Source organism: Pseudoalteromonas sp. XMcav2-N (assembly GCF_024124545.1).
Taxonomy (GTDB): domain Bacteria; phylum Pseudomonadota; class Gammaproteobacteria; order Enterobacterales; family Alteromonadaceae; genus Pseudoalteromonas.
Genome location: NZ_JAMXSF010000004.1, coordinates 77,587 through 95,500, shown reverse-complemented (window position 1 = coordinate 95,500; position 17,914 = coordinate 77,587). Strand labels below are relative to the sequence as shown.

At 48.0% G+C, this 17,914-nt stretch carries 14 protein-coding genes; 8 read left to right on the top strand and 6 right to left on the bottom strand.

Annotated features, from left to right (window positions below; all coding sequences use genetic code 11):
• Positions 1-14: 14 nt before the first annotated feature.
• Together NH568_RS06730 and NH568_RS06725 are read right to left on the bottom strand one after the other, a co-directional pair.
• On the bottom strand, positions 15-1,328 hold the full coding sequence (locus tag NH568_RS06730; RefSeq protein WP_253045993.1) for a DUF5690 family protein: 1,314 nt from the start codon (positions 1,326-1,328) through the stop codon (positions 15-17).
• Positions 1,329-1,386: 58 nt separating this feature from the next.
• Positions 1,387-4,224: a TonB-dependent receptor gene (locus tag NH568_RS06725; RefSeq protein WP_253045992.1), complete on the bottom strand. Its 2,838-nt coding sequence runs from the start codon at positions 4,222-4,224 to the stop codon at positions 1,387-1,389.
• A 310-nt stretch (positions 4,225-4,534) separates the two neighbouring features.
• Here NH568_RS06725 and NH568_RS06720 point away from each other — a divergent pair, with 310 nt between their 5' ends.
• The 3 genes from NH568_RS06720 (at position 4,535) to NH568_RS06710 (ending at position 7,192) form a co-directional block, all read left to right on the top strand.
• A complete protein-coding gene (locus NH568_RS06720; protein WP_253045991.1) occupies positions 4,535-6,034 on the top strand; it encodes a calcium-binding protein in 1,500 nt (499 codons plus the stop codon).
• Between the two features lie 130 nt (positions 6,035-6,164).
• Complete coding sequence (locus tag NH568_RS06715; RefSeq protein WP_253045990.1) at positions 6,165-6,761, top strand: hypothetical protein; 597 nt, start codon at positions 6,165-6,167, stop codon at positions 6,759-6,761.
• 47 nt (positions 6,762-6,808) lie between these two features.
• Complete coding sequence (locus tag NH568_RS06710; RefSeq protein ID WP_253045989.1) at positions 6,809-7,192, top strand: hypothetical protein; 384 nt, start codon at positions 6,809-6,811, stop codon at positions 7,190-7,192.
• Positions 7,193-7,277: 85 nt separating this feature from the next.
• Here the strand turns inward: NH568_RS06710 and NH568_RS06705 are convergent, their stop codons facing one another.
• The 4 genes from NH568_RS06705 to NH568_RS06690 all read right to left on the bottom strand — a co-directional run bounded on the left by NH568_RS06705 (position 7,278) and on the right by NH568_RS06690 (position 14,088).
• On the bottom strand, positions 7,278-9,731 hold the full coding sequence (locus NH568_RS06705; protein WP_253045988.1) for a hypothetical protein: 2,454 nt from the start codon (positions 9,729-9,731) through the stop codon (positions 7,278-7,280).
• 29 nt (positions 9,732-9,760) lie between these two features.
• Positions 9,761-12,457 carry a TonB-dependent receptor gene (locus tag NH568_RS06700; protein WP_253045987.1) on the bottom strand — a complete coding sequence of 899 codons (2,697 nt, stop codon included), beginning with the start codon at positions 12,455-12,457 and terminating at the stop codon, positions 9,761-9,763.
• Positions 12,458-12,581: 124 nt separating this feature from the next.
• Positions 12,582-13,568: a FecR domain-containing protein gene (locus NH568_RS06695; protein WP_253045986.1), complete on the bottom strand. Its 987-nt coding sequence runs from the start codon at positions 13,566-13,568 to the stop codon at positions 12,582-12,584.
• Between the two features lie 10 nt (positions 13,569-13,578).
• Complete coding sequence (locus NH568_RS06690) at positions 13,579-14,088, bottom strand: sigma-70 family RNA polymerase sigma factor (protein ID WP_253045985.1); 510 nt, start codon at positions 14,086-14,088, stop codon at positions 13,579-13,581.
• A 251-nt stretch (positions 14,089-14,339) separates the two neighbouring features.
• Here NH568_RS06690 and exbB point away from each other — a divergent pair, with 251 nt between their 5' ends.
• The 5 genes from exbB (at position 14,340) to NH568_RS06665 (ending at position 17,695) form a co-directional block, all read left to right on the top strand.
• Positions 14,340-15,179 carry a tonB-system energizer ExbB gene (gene exbB, locus NH568_RS06685; RefSeq protein ID WP_253045984.1) on the top strand — a complete coding sequence of 280 codons (840 nt, stop codon included), beginning with the start codon at positions 14,340-14,342 and terminating at the stop codon, positions 15,177-15,179.
• Positions 15,179-15,610 carry a biopolymer transporter ExbD gene (locus tag NH568_RS06680; protein ID WP_253045983.1) on the top strand — a complete coding sequence of 144 codons (432 nt, stop codon included), beginning with the start codon at positions 15,179-15,181 and terminating at the stop codon, positions 15,608-15,610. Before exbB ends, NH568_RS06680 begins: the two co-directional genes overlap by 1 nt.
• The gene (locus NH568_RS06675) at positions 15,607-16,479 is read left to right on the top strand and encodes an energy transducer TonB (RefSeq protein WP_253045982.1); all 873 of its coding nucleotides are present in this window, start codon (positions 15,607-15,609) and stop codon (positions 16,477-16,479) included. Before NH568_RS06680 ends, NH568_RS06675 begins: the two co-directional genes overlap by 4 nt.
• A gap of 123 nt (positions 16,480-16,602) precedes the next feature.
• Positions 16,603-17,220: a biliverdin-producing heme oxygenase gene (locus NH568_RS06670; RefSeq protein ID WP_253045981.1), complete on the top strand. Its 618-nt coding sequence runs from the start codon at positions 16,603-16,605 to the stop codon at positions 17,218-17,220.
• A complete protein-coding gene (locus NH568_RS06665; RefSeq protein WP_366040903.1) occupies positions 17,210-17,695 on the top strand; it encodes a YbaN family protein in 486 nt (161 codons plus the stop codon). The genes NH568_RS06670 and NH568_RS06665 overlap by 11 nt, the downstream gene beginning before the upstream one ends.
• Positions 17,696-17,914: the final 219 nt, after the last annotated feature.

The window sequence follows — 17,914 nt, the reverse complement described above, 5'->3', positions numbered from 1 at the left end:
ATAATGTGCGGCGCTTATGCCGGCCGTGAAGGCGAGTTGGTCAGTGGCATGTGGCCCCGGCGTAACAGGCGGATACTGAAATACACCATAGAGCCAACCACCAGCGCGCCACCAAGGATTGCTACCAGGTAACAAAGTTGAATAAAAAACGCGAGCCAGCTGATCTCCGGGGAGGCAAATGTGCGATACAACAAGATGCTGACACTCCCCAGGTAACCCGCTGAATCGGCGAGGTAAATTAAAAAACCCGCATTCGCCGTTGAGCCTACGGCTGAAATCATGCGATCAAACAAAAAGCAGTTATAAGGGATGTAAGCGATATACAGTCCGGCACCCAGCCACACCATCCAGCTTTTGCCGTCTATCCAGTGCTGCTCAAACGCATAGGTGGTGCCTCCAAGCAGCACGCAACCCAACAAAATAAAGCCATGATTACTTAAAAACGCACTGGTGTTGTTCTTAATCATCACCATAGCAGCGAGCACAAACAACACGACACCGGCGATGCGAATGCCCGCATAGGCAAAAATCGCAGGCTCTTCGCCGTGACCGAGTGCCTGCCAGATCTCCGCAGAGAAGTTATCGCGAAAATCTCGCAAACCGGTAAACAGCAAAAAACTAGTGATAAGCAGTAAAATGCCCGGCGCATAACGGAGGAAAAACGCCAGACGCTGCTGAGCATTCATAGGCGCACGGGCTTGCCTTGCACTTTGGTCGTCCAGCGAAGGCGGCGGGGTTTGCGCCAGCAAATACACCGATACAAATAAAGGTACCGTGAAAATGGCCCCGGTTGTGGCTGGCATCCAGTATTCTGTTACGTTCAGATCGACTATCAGCCATTGCCCCACAGTGCGCACCAAACCCGATGCCACGATGAAGGTCACACTTAAAAACGCACCGAGGATCTCAGAGGTTTTTCGCCCTTCTAAAAAGCTAAAAACAATCCCCCAGATCATGCCAAGCGGCACGCCATTTAAGAACATCATCAGCGGTTTGAGTTGCTCCGGTACCAGTGCGAATAACACCAGCGCTAACTGCGCGGCCATCACCAGTGTCAGTATGGCCAGCGCTCTGCGATTTGCAGTTAACTCGGATACCACCTTGATACCTATGAATTTAGACAACAAATAGCCAAACACCTGAGCCAGCACCAGCGCTATCTTAAAATCAAGCACGCCAATAAACGCCTCAACCTGCTCGAACTTGCCAACAGAAAAGGGTTTACGAAACGCATACATGCAGAAGTAAGTCATAAATGCCGCCGAAGAAGCATACACAACAAACACCCAGGTGTGGCTGCGCTGAATAACGCGATTGATGAATGACATAACACTATTACCTGAAAAAGAAGACTGGGAAGGCTAACCTTCCCAGTTGACAGTGCGATTAAAAGAAATCGTATTTAAAACCAATCTGACCACGGATACCGTAGTATTCGATTTGGTTCGGACGCTGTTCCGATCCAGTGAAATACTGTAGCGGCTCATCGGTCAGGTTGTTGAGTTCCAGATAAATCATGGCATTGTCGTTGAGGTAGTAAGACGCGGTGGCATCGACGCTTGTATAATCTCCATAATACGTGTCCAGCGTCGTGTTATCGCCGTGATCTTCGATGTACTCCCCCTTATGGTTCACTGCAATACGCGCCGCAAAGTCACCATTGTCATAGTAAAAAGCAACGTTATACAGCGCATCGGCCTGACGGGAGATCTTCACTTTATCGTCACGACCCGGGATGTCCATTTCTGAATCCATCAGGGTAAAGTTCACGCTCATACCAAAGTTATCGAATGACTCATTGACAAATGCCAGACTGGAGTTGGCATTGAACTCAATCCCATGCAACCAGGCATCATCGCCATTCAGCGGGCTTTTCACCGTCACGGAATTGCCCCGATAAGTGCCCTGATAGCTCTGAGAGAAAACCGGATCGATGATCTGTTTATAAAAGTACCCTGCGGAGATAACGCCAGCATTATCAAAGTAGTGCTCATACATCAAATCAAGGTTATTTGAGTAAGTCGGGTCCAGCTCAGGGTTGCCTGAGCGCAACTGGTTTTCAATTTCCAGGTACGTGCTGCCCGGTGATAGCTGGCCAAAACCAGGACGGGCGAACGTACGAGTCAACGCCAGTCGTACATTGGTCATTTCGTCCTGATGATAGGTAACATGTACTGAAGGCAACACGGACCAATAGTCTTTACCGCCATGCTCTGGTTCAACGCGGGTTCCGTCATCATTCTTCACCGCCACATAACCAAATACATCCGTTTTGGTCTGCGTTGCACGCAGGCCACCTAAGATTGTCCAGCGCTCTGAAGGCGTGTAAGTCGACATACCGTAGACAGATAAATGGCTTTCTTCCAGGTCAAAGTTACGACTTAAACCACCGCCGTTTTCTACCACCTCAGAGTCGTCCAGGTCGTAATTTAACTTGTGATTATTTTCGTCCCACCAGCGCTTCAGATCATTCACTGGGATCACTTTTGAGAAGTGCTTTTGATAGTCAATCTCATAGTTATCGAGGTAGTCACGTCGACCAGGTTGATCCACTAAGCTGACGCCTAACTCATCTGCTACCTGCGCCAGTGTCGGCGTTGGTCCAAACTCGTCGTCGTTCCAGCTGTAAAACTTATCGAAGAAGCTGGCATTACGTTCTTTGTCTCGGTATTTAAAGCCAGTTTTAAACTCAAGCTGGTCTGAATATGTGTGGATCAGGTCAAACTGGGCGACGATTTTGTCTTTTTCTTTAATATCTACCCCATAGAGCTCAACATCTGCCAGCACGGCTTTGTTGGGATCCATCACCCAGTCATCCGGCAGATGCATGCCAATCTGGTGCGCCGGATCGGTGCCGCCATCTATGGTGTTATAGATCAGGCCGGTTTCTTTGTTTTCGCCATCGCGCATGCCCACATCAGCATCAAACTCGACACCTTGTTTAAACTTAACCACATAATAGGCATTGTCTTTACCATTAGGAATGTCACCATACTCAAACTGATTCTCATAGGTGCTCAGCTTCCATTCCAGACGCGTATTGAAGTCGATGTCGAACTCACCACCAAACTCAAACCCCGTCATCTCGGTGATCAGTTCATCATGAATATGCTGAAGCTCTACGCGATTTTTGTTGTAGCGCACTCGATGCTTGTAATGGGTTTCCACGTCCGACAAGGTGCCATACATGGCTTTAGCATAGACAACTCCCTTATCCAGCAGGTATTCGCCCGACATATTCAGACCGTAGGTTTTGCGCGTTCCTGTGTAGTCACGTAGTTCTAATCTGTGTACACCTGCGACGCCCTCTTCATCTACTTCGCGGCGTGGTTCATAGTTGTCAGTCGCCCAGTCACGTTCCCAGGCGGTGGCGTTAATTAAAAAGCCAAACTTATCATTGGCTAAGCGGTCACCGTAGAGCAGGTTAAAGGAATGACTGCCGCCTTCGGCTTTCTCAGAATCTCCCACGCCCACATTCACAGAAAGCAGGCGCTCATCTGGTGCCCGGCGTGTCACAAAATTGATGTTACCGCCAATCGCATCTCCTTCCATATCCGGCGTAATGGCTTTGGATACTTCCACCAGCTCAATCATATCGGTCGGGAAAAAATCAAAGGCCACCGCACGGCTGGTCGTCTCTTCTTCCGCGGTCGGTAAGCGATCACCGTTTATCGACGTAGAGTTCCATTGAGCCGGCAAGCCACGAACAGCCACAAAGCGACCTTCCCCCTGATCCCGTTCAATGGATACGCCCGGCATACGCTGCACGGCTTCCGCCGCATTACGATCCGGCAATTTACCTATACCATCCGCCGACAGTACATTTTTAATATTGTCGGACTCTTTTTGAATGTTGATGGCCTTCATAGCACCACGGCGCATATGGCCCACGGCGACCACTTCTTCCAGTGTATTGTCGTTACGATTAAGGCTTAAACTGCCCAAATCCACAACCTCCCCATCCACGACCGTGATATCAAAGTCAGCAGACGGATAGCCCAGATACTCCACACGCAGCGTGTGTGTGCCCGCAGGCAGGCGCGATAAATTGAATTGCCCCTGATAATCGGTCGATGTGGTTGATTTAGTACCCACCACTGAAATTTTAGCGCCTGATAGCGTGCCTGATGCATCCGTAATTAAGCCTGTAATTGAGCCATCTGCCAGCGCAGAAAAACTTGTCATGGCCAATATGCCCGCGGCTATCGGTGTCAGTTTGTTCATGTCATCCCCAAGAAAAGTTATTTAATAATTAGCAATCATTTGGTCTAGACCAGATTTTGAGAAACAGTTTATGGGGCATGTATGACAAAGGTGTGTCGCATTTTTGAAACTGATATTAATGGGCAGGTGGCATTTCGGCGTGGCACAAACGACTGTACGGGTACTTGGTATTGTTCACTGGCTGCATAGTGCTTTTTCATTAAAAAGAAGTAAAAACAAAACAGTACAGACCAGTCACTCCATATTCCATGCAGATTTGTCCGCTACCCTCAGCATAAAAGTACCTAAAATAAGAAACTAAGGAACGCGAATGAACACCAAGTTAAATGCGCTCTGCCTGGCGGTTACGCTGGGCACCTCTGGGCAGGCAATGGCAGCCTGTAGCGGGCTTACGGGCGGCGCTTCAGCATACCTGGATGGCGAAACACTGAAAGTTAAGGGCTCAGGTCACAGCGAACAGTTCACCCTCAGTAAATCTGGCGATACTCTGACCGTGACCCGTAAATTGGGTAGCAACAGTAGCTGTGAAACCTTCTTTATGAGCCAGATCAGTGCGCTTGAAGCCCGCCTGGGCAATGGGGCCGATTCGTTCAATGCCAGCAATATTTCGGTGCCGCAAACCTTGTACGGTCAATATGGTAATGACACCCTGATCTCGGGTAATCAGAACGATCGGCTCTACGGTGGCCGGGGCAACGATACCCTCAAGGGCAATAGTGGTAATGACCAGCTGTTCGGTGAAGATGGCAGCGACACGCTTCACGGTGGCTGGGGTAACGACCAGCTCAAGGGCGGCAACCATCATGACAAACTGTTTGGTGACTATAACGACGACACCCTATGGGGTGATAATGGCGGCGACTTGCTGATGGGTGGCCAGGGTACCGATGTACTCTATGGTGGCAACGACAACGACTATCTGGGCGGTGGCTGTCGTCTGGCCAATGCCAACAATGGCTATATTTATGAGCAGAGCAGTTGTAACAGTAATCGCGATGGTAACGATAAACTCTACGGCGGCGCGGGTCATGATGTACTCAGCGGCGACAACGGTCATGACACCCTGTATGGCGAAGATGGCAATGACTACCTGACCGGCAATGGCGGCCGCGAAGATCGCTTACATGGCGGCAATGGCAACGATGCCTTGTTCGAAAATGGCGATGGTAATCCAAACAGCCTGCGCTGGCACAAAGCCTGGGGTAACAATGGTGACGATATCCTCTTTACCAATGGCGAAAACTCCAACCAGGAAGGCGGTAAAGACAATGATGTGATCATCACTTCTTCGAGTGGCTATGAAGCAAAAATTCATGGCGGAAAAAGTGCCGACTACATCTGGAGTGCCGACGCTGCGCCTCAGGGCACCTGTGGTAAAGGCGATGACAAGGGTATGGTGTTTCTGAACAGCTGTGAAGGCACCACCTGGGTAAAAGACTATCAGGGCTTGTTGTCTAAGGTGGATAACCGCAGTAACTTTAATAACCCCTATTACGAGGCGGCCAACGCGGTGGTTGAAATGTCCGGTGAATACTCTGGCTATAACAATGGCTGGCGTAGCCTGGGTGTCCGCCCGACTCCGTTATACGACATTGTATCCGGTGCCGTCTTTGCGCGCTGGCTGAGCGACCAATCGACTCTGCCGTATTCTTACTATGAATGGCGGGTTGATTATAATGTCGGAAGCTCAGGCATTTATGGCACTTACTTCAACTGCATGGAAAACAATGTGGCCTATATGTGCCGTCACATTATTCAGCAAACTGAGACCTGTTATAACAGCAGTGGTGACTCTATTAGCTGTAGTTAATCACGCTTTGTTCTCACTGGCAGGGACGCCAGCCAGAGACATGTGTTCTGGCATTCAGGCCTGTAAAACATAGCCATATCCGAATAAATAAGGTACAAAGAAAGCCTGTTGAGCCAAGGATTGTGACCCTATGAACGCCCACCCCGGATATTGCCTGCTCCCTGCTTTGCTCTGTGGGTGCATGACCTCACCAGCACACGTCAATCAACCAGACACCGAACGCTACACTGAATCTTTTATTCGTACCCAGGTGGTGATGCCCAGTTACCAATTGATCTGGCGCACTTGCAGAAATCACGTATTGACAGGAGACTGGCCAACCATGACAGGCCTGGCAGACAGCTCTGCTTTCAGCGAGTTAACGACCATTCGAACAACAGACAGGGAATACCAGCAATCCTTTCAGTTATCCGGTGTAAATACGCCAATACAGTTCAGCCTTACCCGTGAAAGCCCGACGTCTGAATCATACCAAGTACTTATCCAGGCCAGATTTGACCGGGGAGACTATACGCACAGCGCAAATATTAGTTGCAGCTATGATGGCCTGACGGAAGAAGCGTTAACACAACTAACACACCATACAACTTCAGTCTTCAACTTATATCAAACGGCGCAAAGCGAATATGTCTTCCCGTCACCGAAGACGCAGTCGGTAACAGATGACATGATCAGAGCAGCACCGTGTTCCTTATTGAGGCTGACACCTGATCAATGCCGAGTTTAGCCTCGAAAGAAAATTAATATAATAACTTACAAATCAGGAGTTTATTTATGACTGTACTGCTTTACCTTGCCGCTGCGTTGTTAATTTTAGTTTCGCTGGCCCACTCCTACCTTGGTGAGCGCTATATTCTCATTCGGCTGTTTAAGCGCGATAACCTGCCTGAACTGTTTGGCAGTAGCGATTTTACCATTCGCACGCTGCGTTTTGCCTGGCATCTGACTTCCATCGCCTGGCTGGGGTTTGCCACACTGTTAATTACACTGGCATCACCTGAATTTACCGCTGCTGCGCTGCTGAAAATCACCGCGGTGACCTTTGCGCTTCACAGCGTGCTGGCGTTAGGTCTATCAAAAGGAAAGCATTGGTCCTGGCTATTGTTTGCTGTGGTGAGTGTGCTCACTTTAACCGCTGGGGTAAACGGTCAAAACTGACAGCTTTACTTTCTATATTTATCAGATATAAAAAAGCGCGTTAAATTACCTCAACGCGCTTTGGCTTGCTTTTGCTCTCAATGATTTAGTTCAATTCGCCTGGTTCACACTCTTTCCATTCGCTCAAAATACCATTGCTGGCTGCGCGCCAACTTTCATATACATACGTAATTTCAGGTACCTCTTTAATATTGAAAGAGAAGTGGAACCCTTCAGCTCTGTCTTCAGTACGAACGCAAGGGACGGCTGGTACGATGGTGCGGAAGTCCAGATCACCACCTTTTGGGATCACAGTGCCTTCGGCCAGCCCCTCAAAATAAGGAGTCAGACTAGCAAGACCACCATTGATGTGACTAACCTTGACGTTCTCAATCGTGTAATCACTATCAACTGCAGTTAATGACCACTGCACAGCGCCTTCTGTCAGATGAGGTTTAGAGCTTGCGTAGAAGTCACTCGCGTAAGGCGGTTTATTTTCGTATGGTAATGGGTGCCATAAGCTTTCATTGTCTTCGTTCAGACTACGCAGGCGGACACCTTTGGCATCTTCCATCGCATCTACCTTCACAACAAAGTCGTAGTCTTCAGCGTCATCTATCAGATCAGTTGCCGAATAACGGAATACATAAGTACCTGGTTTAGTGAATACCTGACCGCGGCTATCAGGACAATCTGCTTCGTCCGGATAGCTGGTAAATTCGCCACCAGAGGCTGGCGTACTGATCAGCTCTTCATGGGTATAAACTTCATCACCATCCGCATCAACAACAACCGGACGATGCAATAAAGACATACATGGCAAGATCTGATAGTAGTCTTCACCTGCACTTAATCGACTCCAGTTGCGCGCCCACACCACTGTTCTAATCTCTGGTACTGAATTCGAGACTTTCGCAAAACCACTGTCCTGTGAATACGATTTAGCTCGCAGCCCACGGTCATCTTCAACAATCAAGCGGGCAGTATAGGACCCAGGCACATCAGTCTTCACCTTAGCACGGCGATATTCCTGCGACTCAGGTTCAATAACTGGCTCAATTACAGCATTACTTCCATCTGGTTTATCAATCAGCTCCCAGTGGAAAGTAATAGGGTCATCATTAGGATCATTGCTGGAAGCGTCGAAGACCAGATCATTACCGACAATCACAGACTTCGCCTGAGCATCAACACTACGTGTAGAAGGTTGGCCATTTACATTGCCAATCTTGGCCACCATTTTGGCTTCCTGTGTCACCTCATTAACACCATCAGATACCGTCATGCGGACAATGTAATCACCCACAACATCGAGTTTTTGGATCTTTTTACCCAGTGGCTTCCAAGACCCAATGTCGACCAATTCTGCGGTGCTTCCCTGAGGTTTTGTGATCAGCTGGGCATCCACAATTTGCATATCATCGTTTTCAGGATCGTAGCCAACAAAGTTAAACTCGGCTCTCAGGCCTAACTCTTGCTCACCAATGCTGTAAGATGGGAAGTAACCTGTCGCCTGTAGTTCACCCACAGGGGCGGCATTAGTCTGTGCATTAGGATTGGCTTCAACCGTCACTTTAACTTCCGTCAGATCACTCTTTCGGTCACCATCGAAAACAAACAAGGTCATGGTGTATTCCCCGGCTGCAACCGGTGTAAAGCTCACAGCACTGGTTTTATCACCAGTCAGTTCAGGTACAGGAGCATTGCTCGGTTCAACAGCTCTTGATGGCCATTGCCAGCGATATTGTAATGGCTTGCCTTCCGCATCGTAGCTTTCATGTGCATCCAAAACCACAGTCTGACCCAAAGTAACAGTCACATCCTCTACCTTAGCCACAGGTGCCACATTTGCAGCTTCAACGCTTACCACAATATCAACTGGCTCACTATTGTTGTCGCCCAAGCTAGCCACCAACTGCATTTTATAATCACCGGTCACATCCAGCTCAATTGACGCAACATCGCTGCCTGCATTGTTTAACTTACCCGCGCTATCGGCTGGTTTTTCGAGTAGTTTCCATGTATAGGTTAGCTCACCTTCTGAACCTGTTGGCAAGATACTATTGCTGGCATCCAGATCCAGTGAATAAGTGCCCAGAGGGACCTGGTAATGTGTTTTTGGCACTACCGCAACCGGCTTTTTACTGGTTGCCTCAAACTGAACTTTGCTCACTTCGCTGCTCACCTCACCGTCGCTGACCACTAACGTGATCACATAGTCACCCGGCAGTTCTGCTTCAAACTCAGTATTCACACTATCTTTACTACTCAGAGTAGCCTTACTAAAGGCTGGTAATGTCGTGATTTGCCAATCATAGGTTAAGGTACTATTTTCGGCACCTGAGCTTTGCGAACCGCTTAATTGCACTTTGACGGCACCTTCCTCAACGGAAAAGATGTTCTCACTCGCTGATGTTGTCGTGATGGTTGCAACCGGTTTCGCAACATTGCCCCTCTGCGTTGATGGCGTTGTGGTTTGAGTGTTTTCAGAGCTGCCGCCACAGGCGGTCAAGGTAACAGATACCCCTAATGCAGCCAGAATACTGAGTGCGCGATTCATATATGTCTCCGTTGTCAGGATTAAAGAGTTTAAAACTCGAGGGTTAAGCTGAGTTTTGCAGTTCTGCCTGGAGCTGGTACTAAGCCGAGGCTCAAAGCATCGAGGTAGTAACGATCCGTGATATTGTCTATGGTCAGGTCCACTGCGACCATGTCGTTAAATTTGTAGCGAGAATAAAAATCAATAAGGCGATAGCTGTGCCACTCTACAGGCTTGATAAAACCGGGGTTCGCATTGTTTGCAGGTACAGAGTTCCGTTTGCCCATTAGCGTACCACGCAAACCTAACTCCAACTTTTCTCCCATCAGTCGCAAACCAAGATTCAGGCTGGCATGCCAGTTTGGCGGTATCATGTTATTGACATAGCTTTCAGGCAGGCCCCAGTCGTTGCAGTAGTAGCGTACGTAGCTGGCAACATTACATACTTCAATTTTGCTGTAATGGGTTCCATTTAATTCAACCAGCCAGGTTCTGGCATCATAGCTAAGGTTCGCCTCCATTCCATTGAGTGTCAGACTGTCAATATTGCGCAATCGGAAATAGCCCTGCAAACCCTGAGATTGCTCCCATGCATTAGCTCGAGTACGAGTCAGATAATCATCAACATGGTTATTAAACACCGCCAACTTGGCGCCAACCTGATGCCCCCATTTGAAAGCACTCTCATTGAAATAGTTAATCCCTAGCTCGCGGTTCAGTGCACGCTCGGGTTTAACAGCGACATCCAATGTCGGGCTCACAGACCAGCCAGAGGTGTTTTCAAATAAACTCGGCATGCGTAGTGCTTTGGCATGACGTACGTATAGTTGGGTATGTTTGGCAAATCCCCACGTAACTGCGAACACAGGTGCACCGCCCGAGTGTTCATTACGATAGTAAACAGCCTCACATCCTCCAGTACCATCACTTACACAGGCCGGATCATCGGTGCTCAATGGCAATGGGTTATTGTCTTTCGACGTAAAGCGGGTATATCGCAGGCCGGCCTCAAAGGTCCAGGCCTGCCAAGGCTGCCAGAGCACATTGGTAAATGCGCTATATTCATCCCGCCAGCCACTTCTGGAACCAGCATAAAACCCACTGTCTGTCGGCGTATCTGTATCCATATCCTCCCACTGGCCGGCAATACCGTAAGACCACTTCAACTCACCTTTTGGGTAGAAGCGCATCGTATTTGAGACATCCGCCCCCCAACGTTGATATGCATCGGTACGCGCCGTGTTTGATTCCAGCTCAATCGACCCAACGCCAGGCGTGTTCAAATCTGTTACAGTATCTGTGTGCCACAAGTTTGCCTCCAAATCGATACCATCCAGTTCCACTGGTTGCCAGCCATATGAGATGGTATAGGTCTGATTCAGCACTTCACTATTCAACCACTGTCGAGCGTGTCCAAATGACTGTATCTGCGACGGCATCATTTCACCATATTCACTATCGTAGCGAATGTAGCTCAACTCCAGGCTTTGGTCGTGTGGTAATACCAATGTGGTACTAAGTAGCCATGAGGTACTTGCAAAATTGGTATTGGGAATACGCTCACTCGCTCGAAAGCGTGACACCCCCTCCATTGCTACTTCAGTTTCGGTATACCAAGCCTGCTTTTGGGGCTCACTATAGTGCAACGAGGGTGCAGGCCCGTTTGTACCTGCATAGTAGTTACCCTGTTTGCGATGTGCATATGCCATCAGCACATCACCCCACTCAAACCGCTGTGCGCCAGCCAGGCTCATGGCATAGCTGGAAAAATCAAACAGAGACGGACGATCCATGCCCTCTTCCGGTGCAAAACGTTCGGGCATTAAATACTTTTCTTCACAATATTCCGAAAAACGGCAATCCGAGCGATAAGCATTACGCGGTAGATAGTAGCCGGCATATGTACCAGGTTCAGGAGCTTCGGTGCTATTTCCTATGCCACTAAGACGCACCCTATAACCACTTAACTTTCCCTCGGCTACAATATCCTCAGCTCTTAGTGTTTTAACATTTACAACACCACCGGTAGCTCCAGTACCCGATGCACTCATCGTAGGGCCTTTGTTGATCTGCATGTTACCAATCAGATCCGGGTCGATATAACTGCGGCTTGAAACGCCAGAATATCCCCGATAAACAGTTGTTTCCTGACGACTACCATCGATCACAACCGGTACCCGACCTTGCCCTTGCATACCACGAATATTAATATCCAGACCACCCGAGTTACGATTTTCGCTGACTAAGACACCGGGGATACCCTGGAAAACATCCCCCACACTGGTACCGCGAAAGCGTTCAATATTCTCTTTTGTAACGACATTCACGGATGCTGAGGTCTGATAAGTTTTGGCTTTGGCACTGTCACTGCGTGTTTCAACCTGGATGGTATCTAGGGTGACAACACCCTCGGTGGATTTAGGCTGTATGACCCAAGCACCCGCCCCAACAGGAATGGCCTGTAAATTGGTATTGCTCAGCAAAGTCAGCAACATGGTCTGACTGTCAAACTGACCTGAAATCGCAGGTACTGTTACGCCTTCAACTAGCTGCTCTTCAAACGATAAGGTCACCCGAGCCTGACGCGAATATATGTTCAGCACATCACCCAGCTTACCAGCAGGCAGACGGAACTCGACTGTTTGTGGCAGCATATTGGTTTCGTTTGCCATGGCAGGTAAACCAACACAGCTCAGGACTGCGGCCAATACAGTTGGGATAAAAGGTAAAGACGTGCGATTGTGCATTAAACTAGGTTCCGTAATTTGTTTCTCATATACTGAGCCGAATAGCGGTCCCAAACCCGTAAAAGAAAATGAAATTTATTCTCATTACTTCAATTGAGTCTGGAGCTAACTGAGGTAAGTGAACTTAAGCGTTTGCTTTTAAAGAAAGTTGAACCCAGAAACGGGTTCGATATTGAAGCTCTGCACCTAGGGTATGTGCGAGTGTTTTCAAGATAAGATCATGGTCATTCAGCTGAAAAACACCTGATATCGGGTGCTTTGCCAGTTTCGGATCGCTTCGCAGTATACCTGTACGGTAGCGCCCCAGTTCACTGAGTAATTGCTGCAATGGGATATCACGCACTGATAAAAAACCATTTACCCAGGCGCTGTAATCAAACATCTCTGCAACAAGCTGATCAGTGTCATACTGACTAAACTGCACAACTTCACCTGCTTTTACACGCTGTGCGTAACCACTATTCGCTGCAATCCATACCTCACCTTCATCAACCTGAATGACGGAGGCATCTTTGCCCTCACGCAAATTAAATTGCGCCCATAAGGTGCTCAACACTCCATGACTAGAATGTACTTCGAACGGTCGCTTATCTTTTGCTGCGCTAAGGTGTATTTCTCCACGCGGTACTTCGATACGGCGCCAGGTGTCGCTGTAATCAACGCTGACACTACTATGCTGATTGAGCCACAATTGGCTATTGTCGGCCAACGCCACATGCGCTTTTTCTCCACGGGTGGAGTGATCTGTATAGATTGGGTCTAATAAGCCTTGTTCATACGACAACCAGCTGACACTAGCCAGTGCAAAGGCTGAACCGCCCAACGTTTTGATAGCTTGCCTGCGTCCCCTGAGCTTCACTTCACTATCGGTATTGATAATGGTTTGCTTGACCAACTCAGTGGACGAGTCAGTCACTTTATTAAACGTGGCATCGAGCATACAGAGCCTTTGCCAGGCCTGTTCATGTTCTGGCTCAGCTTGCCGCCATTGCTCACATGCCCGTACTATGTCACCGTCCTGCCCGCGTGATTCCAAACGTACTCGCCAGGCGATTGCCTGACGCACCACTTCTTCAGAGATGCTTAAAGATGTATGTGATGATTCAAGCATAGCGGTCTTCTCATTCCAGGCCATACATATTGACATAGCAAGCCATCATTGCTTTTGCCACGTACTTTTCAGCTGAAGACAAGCTCACTTCCAGCTGAGCTGCCACGTCTTTATACGCCATCCCCTCTAGGCGCACCAACAAAAAAGCCAACTTTTCTTTTGGCTTGAGACCATTCAATAATCGGTCTACCTGCTCAAGTAACTCCAATGTTTCCCACTTCTGTTCGGCAGAAGGCGTGTGTGCCTCTGGCATATTTGCCAGCATGGTCAGATAATTTTTTTCCAGGATCTCACGACGCACTTTATCGATAACCAGATTATCTGCAATTTTTGCAAGCCAGGCTTTAGTACTTTTTACGTTTTCCAGTTTATCTGGGCGTCCCAGTAATTTTACAAAGGTATCCTGCGCTACATCCTGGGCATCTCCCCAGTTTTGTGTACGGCGCGAAATCCACTTTACCAGCCACGCATAATGCTCCTGGTATAAGCTATCAAGACTGTTTGAAGTGTTACTGGACAAAGCGTTTTCTCTCGGACTATGTTCTGGAAAGCGCAAAAGTGTAAATGATATTCAATCTCATTTAAAGCGTAATTTTTGATAAATTATTCTGATAACTTTTTTCGTTTTTATTTTACGGGTTTAGCGTTTTCAGCCGTCTAATATTAGTGGAAGCGATAAATTTATCGCCCGCTATGGAGCAGCACTTTTCATATAAAAGATTTAATATTTTGATTCTATTAACCAATATTCTAGTTATTCAGGAGCTGTCCATGTCTCTTCGCCCGATACAAGGTTTTATGTTCACTCTTTTTGCCTGCATGTTTTTACCGGGTTTTGCGCTGGCAAATAGCACAGACAGCGCCTTTGCCGGCCATGATTTATCCCCCTGGGGCATGTATATGGCTGCCGACTTTGTTGTTAAAAGTGTAATGATAGGACTTGTACTGGCGTCCGTTGCAACCTGGGGTATTTGGTTACTCAAAACGCTGCAACTGAATAAAGCCACAAGCCATGCGAGTACATTGTTAACCAAACTCGTCAACAGTCAGAGCTTCAAAGACGCTGATAAGGCCGCAGAGCACATAGATCACGAAGTCATGTTACTGATGGCAGCTACCAAGCATGAGCTCGAACTATCTGGTGCTGGTGTGGTGTCGGATGACGGCCTCAAGGAACGGATAATAGCACGACTGGAACGCGTACAAACAAGCCTTTCTAGCAATATGAATCAGGGTACGGGTGTGCTGGCGACAGTGGGCTCTGTTGCGCCCTTCGTCGGGTTATTTGGCACCGTTTGGGGGATCATGAACAGCTTTATCGGTATCGCAGAGACTCAGACTACCAACCTGGCTGTTGTTGCTCCGGGCATTGCCGAGGCTTTGCTGGCCACAGCAATAGGCCTTGTTGCCGCTATTCCAGCCGTAGTGATTTACAACCATTTTTCTCGCGCCATCGCCCATTATAGCGCTCAAACCGCCGACATTGTCACCGCAGTAATGGTGCTTATCAGTCGAGATCTGGATCGGACTCACCCTCAAGCCAGAGCGATGTCCGAAGAGCTTAATATAACCGCGCAGGATCAGCAAACTAACCTAAAGGCGGCGAGCTAATGGCTTTTTCGAGCGGCAATAAAAACCCGGCAGTACCCGATGAGCAGCACGAAATCAATGTAACGCCATTTATTGATGTGATGCTGGTACTGCTAATCATTTTTATGGTGGCAGCGCCATTAGCCACAGTCAATGTGCCAGTCAACCTGCCCGCAGTTACCGGCGAGCCAACACCACAGGACGAAAAACCGATATATCTTACACTGCAAAAAGACTTGTCTTTGACACTGGGAGAAGAGACCCCTGTTGTGCGTAGTGCATTGGCTGAAACACTGAAAAACCAAGGCGTCGATGTTAACAAAAGTATTTTATTACGTGCTGATACCACAGTCCCCTATGGCGACTTTATTGCACTAATGAATCAACTGGCTGAGGCTGGCTATAGTAAAATCGCCCTGATGGGTGAAGAGCAGGTAGATCAAAACCCATGAGTCTGCTCGCAGGTCCTAGTTACGCACAGCATACTCAACAACGCAGAAAGTGGGTGTTTGCCATTGCAGCTGCATTGATACTGCATCTGTTCATTGCCCTGGCGCTATTGTGGCACGCTCCGACTAAACTGATACCACCTCCCGCATCAAGCCCAAAGACTTTTGAGGTTAGTATTGTTTCGGCATCAACTCAGGTGCAAAACCAGGAATTACAAGGCCCTCAGCAGGAAGAGTCCAAAGCTGTACAGCCGACACAAACTGAGCCACAACCAGAAGTTCAACCACAGCCGGATACTCAGGTCAAACCCAATGAGTCCGCGGAATCTCCTGTCAAATTAGCAAAACCAAAGGAAAAGCCAAAAGAGCAGAAACAGCCAGACACTAAGCCTGCACCAAAGCCGCCAAAAAAAGCGCTGTCGAAAGTTCAAAAGGAACCAGAACCAGCAAAACCAGATACCCCGCGCGATACTCAAAGTAGCCATAATAGTGCCAAAAGCAGTCCGGCCAGTGCACAAGCCCAGGCCAGCCAGAACACCTCAGCTAAGCAGCAGGGTACGCAAAATAATAGCCATATGCAGGCTGAAATGCAGTGGCGGGGCCAGGTACAGGCACACCTGGAACGAAAGAAGCGTTACCCTCGCAGTGCCAAAATTCGTGCACAACAGGGTGCGCCCTGGGTCAAGTTCAGTATCGACAGACAGGGAAACGTGCTCAGTGTCAGCCTGTATCGGGCTAGTGGCATTGCCGCCCTGGATGATGAAGCTGTCGCGCTGGTCAACAGAGCAGCGCCATTACCAGTACCGCCGGGGAGTGTTGAGGGCAACCCTATCACAATGGCTGTTCCCATTGCCTTTTTCATTAAGAAGTGACAGACAACTTTACCTACCCCTTCACTGCTCAAAAAACCCTCACTACTCTTTTTTCACTGAATATTGAGGGTTTTGCCAACTCATTCGTTCTCTATAGTAAGACCTTTTTTATTGAGTGACAAAATGAGTAACTTAAGAGCAGAGCATTACCCCCGAATGAGTAAACTGAGAACATCTACATCCGCTGTGCATGATCAGCTTGATAAAAAGATCATGGATCAGTCTCCGTTTGCCAGCAAAGAACATTATGGCCTGTTCTTACGCTATCAATATCACCTGATGAACTATGTTGCGTCTTTATATCAGGGTGACCAGCTAGCCTTGATGATTAACAACTTAAAATCACGAGACCGTACCGAGCAGCTACTTGCTGATTTTCAAGATTTGGATATGGCCCAACCTACTCAGATAATTAATAATGCTCAATTCAATGCTTCATTGCATGAAAGCCTGGGCTGGCTCTATGTTGTTGAAGGCTCAAAACTGGGTGCAGCGGTATTGGCTAAAGAGGCTAAAAAATTGGGCCTGGATAGTGCATTTGGCGCGCGTTTTCTTTCTGGTTCCGGTGCAGGCAGGGGTTCACACTGGCGCCAGTTTATGCAAGACATTGAATCACTGACCCTGAGTGAACAGCAAGAACAAGAGATGCTCAGTGGCGCTCAGGCAGCCTTTAAATTTGCCAACCAGCTAGTTGAGTTGAGCTATAACCAAACTCCAAACCTCACAACCGATGTTGCTTAAACTAAAACAAAATGCCGCCAAATATAGCTATATGTTAGGTGGCTATGTGGCACTAATACTGGCGTTCATCGGCGCCATTTTACCTGTCATGCCAACCACAGTGTTCCTGATCATTGCACTGTGGTGCTTTACTCGCTCATCAGATTTTTTAGAAGCCTGGCTACTTAACCACCCTAAATTTGGCTGTATTTTACGTGACTGGCGCGCATGTCAGGTAATACCTAAAAAGGCTAAATATTTTGCCGCGTTCAGCATGATTGGCAGCTTGATTTTGACGGGATTACTGTTTAACTTCAGCTGGCTACAGGTGTGCTTATTTATAGTGTTTGCTTTTATATGTAATTACTTGTTTTCCAAACCAAGTGCCGTGACGGACATGGTAAATACAAAGAGACACAAATACATTAACCTTGCACTGGCTATCACCTCGGTTTGCCTCCTTATCATATGGCAAGGATATTTCGTGCAGCCGTAAGCCTAGAGCTGCACCACAATACCTCATTTACAACTAAAAAATAGCGACAAATCCGAGTATTTACGGTGCACCTGACTCGGTATGCTTTCTCTTATTTACCTGACTCTGCTTACAGCCAAATATCATACTATTTCATTATCCAATCGCAAGAATAAACAATTGCAACAATTGCGTTTGCAAGCAATCCTTCCCCCCTCTGGAAGGCTCCATATCATTTTG